Below are 11634 nucleotides of genomic sequence, written 5' to 3'. Positions count from 1 at the left end.
CCCCGCCCCCCACCCCCCCCCGCCCCCCCCCCCCCCCCCCCCCCCCCCACAACCCCCCCCCAACAAAATCCCACCGCCCGCCCCTGGGGCCCGGCCCTTTCTGCGTGTATATCCGTAGGAACGGATCCGTGCTACGGAATCCGGACCATGCCTTCCTGCGCTACGGTGGCAACATGCTGCCCGTCGCGGTTGAAGATCCGGCCCGTGGCAAGCCCCCGGGCGCCTTGGGCGCTGGGGGATTCCTGGACGTACAGCATCCACTCGTCGACGCGCACGGGCCGGTGCCACCACATGGCGTGGTCGAGGCTGGCGACACTCATGCCAGGCGTCATCCAGGCAAGGCCGTGCTTGCGGAGAATGGACTCCAGCAGTGTGTAATCGCTTGCGTAAGCCAAGGCCGCCCGGTGCAGATTGGGATCATCCGGCAGGGGACCCATTGTTTTCATCCACACCGCGTTGGTGGCTACGTGCTCCGTTGGCGGGGAAACATACAGTGCGGGGTCGATATGTCGGACGTCGAAAGGACGCTCCGAGGACATGTGCCGCGCCATGGGGTGGTCGTAGTGGGAGAGAAGTTCTGCGGTACTGGGTAGTGATTCGGGATCGGGGATGCCTTCGGGCATGGTTGCTTGATGGTCCAGGCCACTGTCTTCCACCTGGAACGAGGCGATCATCGAAAGAATCGGCACACCGTCCTGGTACGCGTGCACGCGGCGGGCCGAGAACGAACGCCCGTCCCGCAGCCTCTCGACACCGAACGTGATGGGCTTGTTGGCGTCACCTGGCCGCAGGAAATAGCCGTGCATGGAGTGCGCCGCCCGGTCCGGCTCGACTGTCCGCATCCCGGCCATCATTGACTGGGCCAAAACCTGACCGCCAAAGACACGATGCCGGGGCTGCTTTTGCGACGGGCCCAGGAAGATGTCCTCGTTGGTCCTGGCACCGTCGAAGTCGCCAAGATCCAGCAGGCCTATCAGCACTTCCATGGGGTCTTCTACGGGTGCTTCCACCTCGAGGCCAGCGTTCGTCTCAGTCATGGTTCGACTTTAGACGCCGCCCCGACCCCTCTCAACCGGGGACATGCCGGTAGAGTCGATGATGTGACAGACGTCCTGACCCAGTCCTTCCGCTTCGCCGATCCCCGTGACCTCGCAGACCTGCGGACCTTCGTTACCCGGGCAAAAAGCATCGACGACGGAGCCATCCGCCTCCAGGCCGCGGGCAGCGTCCTGGCTGCCTATGTGTGTGTCCTGAGGCCGCGAATCCTGGGGGAGTCCACCCCCACCATCCTTGGCCTGCGGACCATGGCCCTCGCCGAGCCGGCGCAAGCAGATGTCACCGTCACCCTTGCCTCCGTCATGGACCGGTTGGCCCGCTCGGCCGCCGAGGATGTGGAACTGCCCATCCCGCCGTCGACCGTTTCTGAGTCCTGGGCGGGCGTTGGCGCCCCCCGAAGCGGCTGGGAGGCCCGGGGCACAATGCACGACGCCGACCTCAAGTCGGCAGCGGAGGCCGGCATCGCGGAGGTGGCCGGCGTGATTCCTGCCTTGGCGGGAGCCGCAGTGGTAAACAGCGCCCGGGCAGCTGTTTGGGGCCGTGAACTTCCCGGCGCTACCGGCCTTCCCGCCGGGGCGGCGTTCGCCGCTTTCGCCCTGGGCTTCCTGGGCGACGCCGAGCAGCACGTGTTCCGTAACGGCCGCTGGTTCCGCCTGAGCGGCCCCCGCGGCCATGTGCTGGTTCGCACCGGCGCAGGCCTGGGACTCGGGTTCTAGGGGGTCAGGCGCCAGCCGACGGGCTGTTGATCATTGTCAGCGCGGCCCGCTCCATGTAGTCCCACAGCGTGCCTTCATGCAACGGCGAGAGCTCCAAGGAATCCACGGCCGTCCGCATGTGGAACAACCATCGGTCTTTGGCTTCCGGGGTCACCCTGAACGGCATGTGGCGCATGCGTAGCCGGGGATGGCCGCGCTCTTCACCGTAGGTCGTGGGACCACCCCAATACTGCTCCAGGAACATGAGGAAGCGGCGCTTTGCCGGGCCCAGGTCCTCTTCGGGGTACATCGGACGCAGCAACGGGTCCGTGGCCACGCCGTCATAGAAGACGTCGATGAGCTTGACGAACGTTTCGTGGCCGCCAACTGCGGCGTAGAAGCTGTCCGTGTAGGCGGGCTGGCTGAAGGGATCGTTCTGCATCAGTTGGCGTCGGGGGCCCACCTGTGGTGCTGGCGGTTGTGCGCCGGCGTTGTTACTCATTGGACTTCTCCTCGGCCTTGGTCACGCGGGGTGCGCCTGCAGTTACGGGTGCAGCCGCAGCGCCGGGTTCGTTCGTTTCAGGTGTCTCGAGCGGAACGTAATCACCTTGGGAGCGGTTGCCCACCCGCAGGATTTCACCGTTCCGCAGGTACCAGATCGCCCCGTCCTCAGCGCGGACCCGTGTAATGCGCAGGCCCACGGATTCAACGGTACCAACCACTTCGCTGGTGACGATGACGTCGCCGATTCCGTATTGGTCTTCGATGGTGATGAAGATTCCCGCGAGGAAGTCACGGATCAACTGTTGGGCACCGAAACCGATGGCGACACCCAGGATGCCGACGCTGGTCAACAGCGGCGCGACGTCCACGTTCATGTACTTGAGGACGTAGATGATCACAATCACCACCACCACGACGCTTACAAGGCTCGTCAGCAGCGTGCCGATGGTTTCGGCGCGCTGCGAGCGGCGTTCGTGGTCCAGCGCGCGGATGGCTGGTTGCACCCACTTGAAGTGGGCTTTCTTGAAGAAGGAACTTCCCGCGGACACTCTTCGGGTGATGCGCAAAATAACGAATCTCGCCACGATCCACACACCCAGGCCCACGCCAACGGTGATGAGGATGGATACGAGATCGATCTTTTCGGGTTCCAAAGTGACAATTTCTGCCAGGGGGATGGAGGTCAAGGTGGAATAGCTCCTTGTCGTCGGCCCGTGTTCGCCGGGCGCGGAACACTCTGTCCACCTACAACCCTATCGCCGTAGCGTGACGGTATGCGCATCCTGGTCCTCGGTGGCACAGCCTTCCTGTCAGCAGAAATCGCACGGCAGGCAGTTGCCGCCGGGCACGACGTCACCTGTTTTGCCCGCGGTACTTCAGCGAATCCGCCCGACGGCGCCACCTGGGTACGGGGGGACCGTTCCTTGGGTGCTGCGGCCTTGGCAGACCTCGACGGCGGCTGGGACTCGGTTATTGAGGTGTCCCGCGATCCCGTCCAGGCCGGCCAGGCCTTGGAGGTGCTGGGCCCGGCAGCAGGCCATTGGACCTTTGTCTCAAGCTGTTCGGTCTACGCGGACCACTCGGTCCCCGGCGCCGATGAAAGCGCGGAACTTCTGGAACCCTTGCCGGCTGGCCAAGCGGGCACTCCGGAAACCTACGGCGAGTCCAAGTCGGCAATTGAGCAGATGACGCTGACCACGGTGGGGGACAAGGCCCACATCGTCCGGGCGGGGCTCATCGGAGGCCCAGGTGACGGTACGGATCGCTACGGTTACTGGCCTGCCCGTTTCGCGGCCAACCATGATCCGGTGCTGGTGCCCGATGTCCCGGACGCCGCCACCCAGATCATCGATGTGCGGGACCTGGCCTCGTGGATCCTGCGTGCGGCCGAACAAGGACTGACTGGCGTCTACAACGCGCTGGGGGACGTTGTGGGGTTTGATGACTTCATCGCCGAGTCCCAACATGCAGCCGGGGCTCCGGCTGGAAACATTGTCCGGGCTGACGAAGCGTGGCTGGTGGAGCAAGGGGTGGACTTCTGGGCGGGGCCGGACTCACTGCCGTTATGGTTGCCGGCGGATCATGACGGATTCCAGGCGCGGACCAACCGTGCTGCACGGGAGCGGGGGATGCTCCTGCGGCCGTGGCAGGAGACGCTGGCAGCGACACTTGAGGATGAGAGGCACAAGGGCCTGAACAGGGACCGCAAAGCGGGGCTGAGCCGGGAAACCGAACAACGGCTCGTGGCGCAATGGCGGGCTGAACAGCGTTAGGCCGCCGCCGCCGTCGTGCTTGGCTCGTGCCGTACCGGGAAATTGACGCTGCGGGCGATGAAGCAGACCTGGTTGGCTTCGTGGTGTAACTGTGGCATCAAGCCGGCGTGGCCGGGATCGGCAATGGTGACGTGTGGTTTGAGCGTCACGCTCTCGAATTGCCCGCTGCCGTCCCGGTTGAGTTTCATGAGGCCTTCTGCGTTGTCCTCGTAGCCGGTGACCACCACGCCGTGCTTGACGGCAACGTGCAGGAAAGACAACATGTGGCACTGAGACAAGGCCGCGAGCAGCAGTTGCTCCGGGTTATAGCGTGTCCGGTCTCCGTGGAAGGTCGGATCCGCAGAACCCTGCAAGGTGGGAAGGCCTGGGATGTCGACATCATGGTCCCGGGAATATCCCCTGTAGCTGACCGTGCCCTCGCCCAGGTTTCCGGTCCAGCGGACGGTCAGCGCGTAGTGGTGTTCATTGAGGCCCATGCGGACAGTTTAGCTATGGGGCACCAACTGTCCGCACGAGCCTCATGTGGTGCCGGGGCTAGACGTCTGCTGCCCGTGCGCGGAGGGCGCGGGCCACGCCGTCGCGGTTTTCGAGCATCATGCGGCGCAAGGCCGCACTTTCTTCGGGAAGTCCGGCCAGGAACTCGTCCGTGCGGTCCACTGTGGCCTGGGTGGTGAGCTGCGCCGGGTAGAGACCCACCACGATCTGCTGGGCAAGAGCGTGTGTGCGGTCCTTGACGATCCCGGGCACGGCGTCGAAGTATTTAGCAGCGAAAGGCTCCAACAAGGCAGCATCCTGGACGCGCATGAAGCCGGCCACAGCGGATGCCTGCAAGGCGTTGGAGAGCTCTCCCTTGACCACGATCGACTCCCAGGCTGCTGCCTTGGCCTCAGCGGTAGGGATGGCTGCCTTTGCCTGGGCGGCGGCATTTTGGCCGTTGGACGTGTTGTCGCGGGAAAGTTCGGCGTCGATGCGTTCCTGGCCTTGCCGTCCGCCGGCCACGAGGGCGGTCAGGAGCTCCCAGCGCATGTCCTGGTCGATGGTGAGGCCTTCCAGGGTTTCCGTCCCGTCCAGGAGTGCCTGTACGTGGTCCAGTTGGCCGCCGCTGCGCGCGAGCTGCGCAAAAGACTTGGCGAACTGTAACTGGGCATCTGAGCCGGCTTCAACCGAGGTTGCGAGCTCCCGGAGTTTATCGGCGGCCGCGATGGTGGTGTCCAGCTTGTGTTCTGCCGCTACGTAGTAGGTCAGGGTGGTGGCGAGCTGGCGCAGCTGGACCAGGATCACCGAGGAATCCGTTTCGTGGGCGATGTTGGCCAGGATCAGGTCCACATAGCCGCGGGCAGGGGTTTCGCCGTCGCGGGCTGCATCCCATGCCGATCCCCAGACCAGGGTGCGGGGCAGGCTGGCTGCGAAGTCCTTGAGGTGGGCCTTGGCTGTGGCGAGGGAATGCTCGTCGAGGCGGACCTTGGCGTAGGCGAGGTCATCGTCGTTGAGCAGGATCAGGTCCGGGCGGGTGAGCCCCACCAAGGCGGGTACCTCGGTGCGGGGCCCGTCGACGTCCAGCTCCTCGCGGTGGGTGCGCTCCAGCCTGCCGTCACCGGAGAGCGTGTAGAAGCCGACGGCGAGGCGGTGCGGGCGGAGGGTGGGCTGTTCGGCGATGGCGGTCTGCAGGATCGCGAAGCCGGTGATGGAGCCATCGGCGTCAACGGTCAGCTCGGGCGCCAGCGTGTTGACGCCGGCCGTTTCCAGCCACAGTTTGCCCCACACGTCCAGGTCGCGGCCGGACGCGGCTTCGAGTTCCACCATCAGGTCGGCGAGTTCGGTATTCTTCCAGGCGTGCTTGGCGAAGTACGTGCGGACCCCGGCCATGAACTGTTCCGGGCCCACCCAGGCCACCAACTGGCGCAGAACCGAAGCGCCCTTGGCGTAGGTGATGCCATCGAAGTTCACCTCCACGTCTTCGAGGTTGTTGATCTCGGCAAAAATCGGGTGCGTGGTGGGGAGCTGGTCCTGCTTATAGGCCCAGGACTTCTCCACGGACGCGAACGTGGTCCAGGCCCGGTCGAACTCGGTGTTCTCCACGGCGGCCAGGTGGGACATGTACTCGGCGAAGGACTCGTTGAGCCACAGGTCGTTCCACCAGCGCATGGTCACCAGGTCCCCGAACCACATGTGCGCGAGTTCGTGCAGGACGGTGATGGCGCGGCGCTCAATTTGCGCGCCGGTTACTTTGCCGCGGAAGACATAGCCTTCAAGAATGGTGACGGCCCCGGCGTTTTCCATTGCCCCGGCGTTGAATTCCGGGACGAACAACTGATCGTACTTTTCGAACGGGTAGGGGCAGCCGAACTGTGCCTCGAAAAACTCAAAACCCTGTCGTGTCAGTTCAAAGATGTTGTCCGCATCGAGGTACTGCATGAGCGACTTCCGGGCAAAGACTCCCAGCGGGATGACGCGGCCGTCGGAGCTGGTGACCTCGGAACGGACCGACTGGTACGGGCCGGCTATCAAAGCGGTGACGTAGGAGGACAGGCGCGGGGTGGGCGCGAACTCCCACACTGAGCGGGCGCCGCCATCGCCGGCAGCCGGCGCTTCAACGGGAACCGGGGTGGGGGAGTTGGAAATGACGTCCCAGTGCGAGGGCGCGGTGACGGTAAACGTGAAGCTTGCTTTCAAGTCGGGCTGCTCGAAGACAGCGAACATGCGCCGCGAGTCCGGAACTTCGAACTGCGTGTACAGGTACACCTCGCCATCAACAGGGTCAACGAAGCGGTGGAGGCCCTCGCCGGTGTTCATGTACGGGGCGTCTGCCACGACTACAAGTTCGTTCCGGGCGGCGAGGCCGGGGAGTTGGATGCGGACGCCGTCCGAGACCTCGGCGGGATCGAGTTCCGTGCCGTTCAGCGTCACGCTGTGTACTGCATCGGTGATGGCATCGATGAACGTCGAGGATCCCGGCGTCGCAGAAAACGTGACCACGGTGGTGGAGCCGAAGGTCTCGTTGCCTTGGGTCAGGTCCAAGGTGACGTTGTACGACTCGACGTTGAGCAGTTGGGCGCGGATCGCGGCTTCATCGCGCGTAAGGTTCAGGCCTGGCAAGTGGTGCCTCCGGAAGTTTTTGGGATGGCCAGCCGATCGCGGCCGGACCCTGGTGTGAAGCCATTCTTTCACTCCGGGCCGGGAAGGCAAGGAGCGAACACCACAGTGTCGCCCCACGGAGTAGCGTTGGATCATGGGATCGTTCCGGGACACTCTCGATTTCCGCGCACTGAGGTTTGCGGTTGCCTTTCCGTTGCTCCTCGCCGTGGGCTTCGCGGTGTGCGCCCAAATGCTGCGCAACGACCTCCCGAACCCCGTTGCCGTCATGTGGAACTCCGACGGCGGCAGTTCTTTCGCGCCGTTCGGAGCTTACGTCGCGGGCGGCGCAGCGCTCATCACCTTCTGCGGGTGGGCGGTGTTCCTCCAAGCGGTATCCATTACCCGGCCTGTAGTTATGCGGCGCGTCATGATGGGCGTGGGCCTGATGGTCAGCCTCTTCATCACCACGGTGCTGGCCGCCGGACTGGTCGGCCAGTCAGGGTTGGCTGATGCCCGACAGTCCCACGTGGACCCGATCATCCTGGCCATGGGCAGTGGGGCGGCGGTTGCCCTGGGCGTCGTCATGATGTTCGCGTTCAAGCCCGACCCGCGGTGGACGCGGGAGGACGACGTTGCGCTGCAGGAGGAACTGAGCCTTCTCGAAGATCCGGACCTGGCGCGTGACTCGCTCAGGCTGTGGGTGCATGCCCGGAGTTCGGTATTCGTCATGATCATTGTCTCCGCACTGTTCCCGGCTGCCTTAATAGCGATCGCAGTCCCATGGCTGGGGGCATTGGTGGCGGTGGCTGCTCTGGGTGGCGCCGGGTTCCTGTTCGCGCGAGTACGTGCCGACCGTGGGGGATTACAGGTATTTGCCGGTGGCATCGTGCGTGTCCTGACGGTTCCCGCCGTCGATATCGCAGCGGCAGCACCCACCGAGGTGAAGGCTGCCGATTACGGCGGCTGGGGCTGGCGGCACCACGACGACGCCACGGCGATGCTCGTCAGCAGTGGCCCCGCCGTCGTCGTCCGGAAACTCAATGGAGGCCGGGTGGCGCTCAGCGCCGGCACAAAGGCCTCAGCCGACAACCTTGCGGGAGTTCTGAACAGGGCCGCCCACCGGGCACATGAGGACGGGCAGGCCCCATAACGCGGGTAGCGGTACCCTAGGTAGCGCATCCCTCATCGCCGCGCCCGGCCATAGGCCGTAGCCGCGCGCCAGAAAGAATGGACTTCCTGTGACTACACCCCGCGTCCACATCGCCACCGACCACGCCGGCATGGAGCTCAGTGCCCACCTGGTCAGCCACCTCACCGCCAAGGGCTATGACGTGGTGGACCACGGTCCCAAGGAGTACGACGCACTGGACGACTATCCCTCGTTCTGCATCAATGCCGGTGTTGCTGTCGTTGCGGACCAGGAAGCCGGTGTCCACGCCCTGGGCATCGTGCTGGGCGGCTCCGGCAACGGCGAACAAATCGCCGCCAACAAGGTCAAGGGTGTTCGCGCTGCGCTGGCATGGAACCTTTCCACCGCAAAGCTTGCCCGCGAGCACAACGATGCCAACGTTATTGCCGTCGGCGGCCGCCAGCACTCCGTTGAAGAAGCCACCGAGCTCATCGAAGCGTTCCTGCAGGAACCATTCAGCAACGACGAACGCCATGTGCGCCGCATCGGAAAAATTGCCGTGTACGAAACCACCGGCGAAATCGTCGAGTAGTGCCTGAAGGGCACTCGGTCCACCGCCTGGCCCGCCAATTCCAGGATGTTTTTGGCGGCCGGCGCCTGGACGTCTCCAGTCCGCAAGGACGGTTTGCCGCCGGAGCCCAGCTGCTGACCGGGCACACCATGGTGGAGGCCATGGCCCATGGGAAGCAGCTGTTCCTCAGGTTCGACCACGAAGTGTTCCTCCACGTCCACCTTGGACTGTACGGTGCGTGGAACTTTGGTGGTGACAGCACCTTTACGGGAGCCTCCAGTATTGGTGCTCCCCGTCGCATCGGAGAAAAGGAGACCGGGCCCGCGGCCGATGACACTGGATACGCCGGACCGCCTCCTCCCGTGGGTGCCGTCCGCGTCCGTTTGGTGTCCGACCACGGCTGGGCCGACCTCCGCGGTGCCACGACCTGTGCTGCCGTCACCTCGGCTCAGGCCCAAGCCGTGCTGGATCGCTTGGGCCCTGATCCGTTGCACAACAGGGGAGGGGACCGCGAGGAATTCATCCGCCGCCTCCGACGCCGCAAGACAGCGGTTGCCCTCTTGCTGATGGACCAATCGGTTCTGGCCGGCGTAGGCAACATTTATCGCGCCGAAGTGCTGTTCCGGCAGGCCCTGGATCCTTGGACCCCGGGAAGCAGTATCGACGCGGAGTCCGCCGGTCATCTGTGGGACGACACTGTGGACACCATGTCCGACGGAGTCCGTGACGGACGGATTGTTACGACGCCTCCCACACTGTGGACCGGTGGCGCTGCGATAGCGCCCGACGCCGATGCCCACTTCGTCTACAAGCGGGACGGAATGCCCTGCCGGGCCTGCGGGACGATCGTGGGCATGGCGGAAATTGGCGCCCGCAAGCTTTATTGGTGTCCCGGCTGCCAGGTGTAGCAGCAGCGGAAACAGGTTTGGCAGCAACAAAAAAGCGCCCCGATCCGTGGCTGGGGGCGCTTTTGCTGGAGGGGACGACGGGAATCGAACCCGCGTAATCAGTTTGGAAGACTGAGGCTTTACCATTAAGCTACGTCCCCAGGACGGATATCCTCGTTCTGGACATCTTCCCGGTGGCTGTTGAAGCCGGGTACAACTAAACCTAATTCCGGCGGCAGTGTCAAATGTGCATTCCTGGCTCGCTTGCCCGTAGACTGTCCTGTGCGTTCGGGGTGTAGCTCAGCTTGGCTAGAGCGCCTGCTTTGGGAGCAGGAAGTCGCAGGTTCAAATCCTGTCACCCCGACTCTGTGTTTGTGTCCGCCTTTGGGACGCGACAGAACCCCATACCCACAAAATCAGGAGTACTTAGACTGTGAAGAGCGCTGTCGAGAACCTCACCGCAACGCGGGTCAAGCTCAACGTTGAGGTTCCCTTTGAGGAACTGAAGCCGAGTATCGATGCCGCGTACAAGACCGTTGCTTCGCAGATCCAGGTTCCCGGATTCCGCAAGGGCAAAGTTCCCACCAAGCTGATCGACCAGCGTGTTGGCCGTGGCTACGTCCTGGAGACGGCCATCAACGATGGCCTCAACGGTTGGTACCAGGCCGCAGTTCAGGAAACGGGCGTACGCCCCCTGAGCCGCCCCGAGGTTGAGATCACCGAGGTTCCGGACCCCACGTCCACCGATGGCGAGCTCAAGTTCCAGGTTGAGATCGATGTCCGCCCCGAGATCGAACTGCCGGACTACGCCGGTATCAAGGTCGAGGTCGCTGCAGCTGAGTCCTCCGACGCTGACATCGATAAGTCCCTCGACGAACTGCGCGGCCGTTTCGGCACGCTCAAGTCCGTGGAGCGCCCCGCGAAGAACGATGACTTCCTGACCATCGACATCACCGCCACCATTGACGGCGAAGAGATCGATTCGGCGTCGGGCCTGTCCTACCAGGTTGGCGCCGGCACCATGCTTGAAGGCCTCGATGAAGCCGTGACCGGCCTCTCTGCGGACGAAGAAGCCATCTTCGACACCACGCTGGTAGGCGGTGACCACGCCGGCGAGTCCGCTCAGGTGAAGGTTGTTGTCAAGGCTGTCAAGGAGCGCGAACTTCCTGAGGCAAACGACGACTTCGCCCAGCTTGCCTCCGAATTCGACACCCTTGCCGAGCTCCGTGAGGACCTCGCCAAGCAGGCTGCCGACTCCAAGGTTGTTGAGCAGGGCGTAGAAGCACGCGACAAGGTCCTGGACAAGCTCGTTGAGCTCGTTGAGGTTCCGGTTCCGGATTCCGTGGTCGAAGAGCAGATCGAAGCGCACTTCAACCCGGAGAACGCCCATGGCGAAGGTGACCACGACACCGAGGAGCACCGTGCCGAGGTCAAGGCCAACACCGAGCGTGCGTTCCAGAACGAGATCATCCTTGACGCCATCGCGGACAAGGAAGAAGTAGATGTCAGCCAGAACGAGCTGATCGACTACATCGTCACCACCGCAAGCCAGTACGGCATGGACCCCAACCAGTTCGCTCAGATCATTGACCAGAGCGGCCAGGTTCCCATGATGGTTTCCGAGGTCCGCCGCCGCAAGGCGCTGGCAGTTGTGCTGGGCCAGGCAGAGGTTGTCGACTCCGAGGGCAACAAGGTTGACCTCACCGACTTCGTTCGTCCTGCCGGTGAAGCAGCAGCCGAAGAGGCCGCAGCTGTCGAGGCATCTGAGGAAGCCGACGCTGCAGCAAGCGACGACCCCGCAGCAGTGAAGTTCTAGTCAACGACTTCGACCCGCCCCCGCGGGGCAGTGGCGGGGGGGGGGTGGTGTTTTGGGGGGGGAATTTGTGCGGGGGGGGGGCGGGGGCGGGGGGGGGACACGCGCGAGACGGGGCCGAAAGACCCCCCG

11 protein-coding genes and 2 tRNA genes are annotated in these 11634 nt (G+C 64.1%); 7 read left to right on the top strand and 6 right to left on the bottom strand.

All coding sequences use genetic code 11. The annotated features are described in order from the left end of the window. Positions 1-131: 131 nt before the first annotated feature. Positions 132-1037: an acyl-CoA thioesterase II gene (locus LN996_RS22420; RefSeq protein WP_231343284.1), complete on the bottom strand. Its 906-nt coding sequence runs from the start codon at positions 1035-1037 to the stop codon at positions 132-134. Positions 1038-1100: 63 nt separating this feature from the next. Here LN996_RS22420 and LN996_RS22415 point away from each other — a divergent pair, with 63 nt between their 5' ends. After that, a complete protein-coding gene (locus LN996_RS22415; RefSeq protein WP_231343283.1) occupies positions 1101-1772 on the top strand; it encodes a hypothetical protein in 672 nt (223 codons plus the stop codon). 4 nt (positions 1773-1776) lie between these two features. On the opposite strand, the gene LN996_RS22410 is transcribed toward LN996_RS22415, so the two are convergent. Together LN996_RS22410 and LN996_RS22405 are read right to left on the bottom strand one after the other, a co-directional pair. Next, positions 1777-2253, bottom strand: a complete 477-nt coding sequence (locus LN996_RS22410) for a globin (protein WP_269215891.1) — start codon at positions 2251-2253, stop codon at positions 1777-1779. After that, positions 2246-2941 (bottom strand): mechanosensitive ion channel family protein, encoded by a 696-nt coding sequence (locus LN996_RS22405; RefSeq protein WP_231343282.1) that lies wholly within the window; start codon positions 2939-2941, stop codon positions 2246-2248. Before LN996_RS22405 ends, LN996_RS22410 begins: the two co-directional genes overlap by 8 nt. 87 nt (positions 2942-3028) lie before the next feature. On the opposite strand from LN996_RS22405, the gene LN996_RS22400 reads away from it, so the two are divergent. Further along, positions 3029-4027 (top strand): NAD-dependent epimerase/dehydratase family protein, encoded by a 999-nt coding sequence (locus tag LN996_RS22400; protein WP_231343281.1) that lies wholly within the window; start codon positions 3029-3031, stop codon positions 4025-4027. Here the strand turns inward: LN996_RS22400 and LN996_RS22395 are convergent. Together LN996_RS22395 and pepN are read right to left on the bottom strand one after the other, a co-directional pair. Further along, positions 4024-4503: an OsmC family protein gene (locus LN996_RS22395; RefSeq protein ID WP_231343280.1), complete on the bottom strand. Its 480-nt coding sequence runs from the start codon at positions 4501-4503 to the stop codon at positions 4024-4026. The genes LN996_RS22400 and LN996_RS22395 overlap by 4 nt on opposite strands. Before the next feature lie 58 nt (positions 4504-4561). After that, positions 4562-7123, bottom strand: coding sequence for an aminopeptidase N (pepN, locus tag LN996_RS22390; protein ID WP_231343279.1), 2562 nt, complete (start codon positions 7121-7123; stop codon positions 4562-4564). A 133-nt stretch (positions 7124-7256) separates the two neighbouring features. Between pepN and LN996_RS22385 the strand changes: the two genes are divergently transcribed. The 3 genes from LN996_RS22385 (at position 7257) to LN996_RS22375 (ending at position 9710) form a co-directional block, all read left to right on the top strand. Continuing rightward, entirely contained in the window at positions 7257-8252 is a 996-nt protein-coding gene (locus tag LN996_RS22385) for a hypothetical protein (RefSeq protein WP_231343278.1), read from the top strand. Positions 8253-8340: 88 nt separating this feature from the next. After that, positions 8341-8823 (top strand): ribose-5-phosphate isomerase, encoded by a 483-nt coding sequence (locus LN996_RS22380; protein WP_308102752.1) that lies wholly within the window; start codon positions 8341-8343, stop codon positions 8821-8823. Continuing rightward, positions 8823-9710, top strand: coding sequence for an Fpg/Nei family DNA glycosylase (locus LN996_RS22375; protein WP_231343277.1), 888 nt, complete (start codon positions 8823-8825; stop codon positions 9708-9710). Before LN996_RS22380 ends, LN996_RS22375 begins: the two co-directional genes overlap by 1 nt. 66 nt (positions 9711-9776) lie before the next feature. On the opposite strand, the gene LN996_RS22370 is transcribed toward LN996_RS22375, so the two are convergent. After that, a tRNA-Gly gene (locus LN996_RS22370) sits at positions 9777-9850 on the bottom strand. 128 nt (positions 9851-9978) lie between these two features. Here LN996_RS22370 and LN996_RS22365 point away from each other — a divergent pair. Both LN996_RS22365 and tig read left to right on the top strand, forming a co-directional pair. Beyond that, positions 9979-10053 (top strand) — tRNA-Pro (locus LN996_RS22365). Between the two features lie 69 nt (positions 10054-10122). Then, on the top strand, positions 10123-11505 hold the full coding sequence (gene tig / locus LN996_RS22360) for a trigger factor (protein ID WP_231343276.1): 1383 nt from the start codon (positions 10123-10125) through the stop codon (positions 11503-11505). Positions 11506-11634 lie beyond the last annotated feature (129 nt).

It is taken from the genome of Arthrobacter sp. AK01 (assembly GCF_021109375.1).
GTDB lineage: Bacteria > Actinomycetota > Actinomycetes > Actinomycetales > Micrococcaceae > Arthrobacter.
The sequence above is the reverse complement of the archived record's forward strand: the minus strand, read 5'-3'. Positions and strand labels throughout refer to the sequence as shown.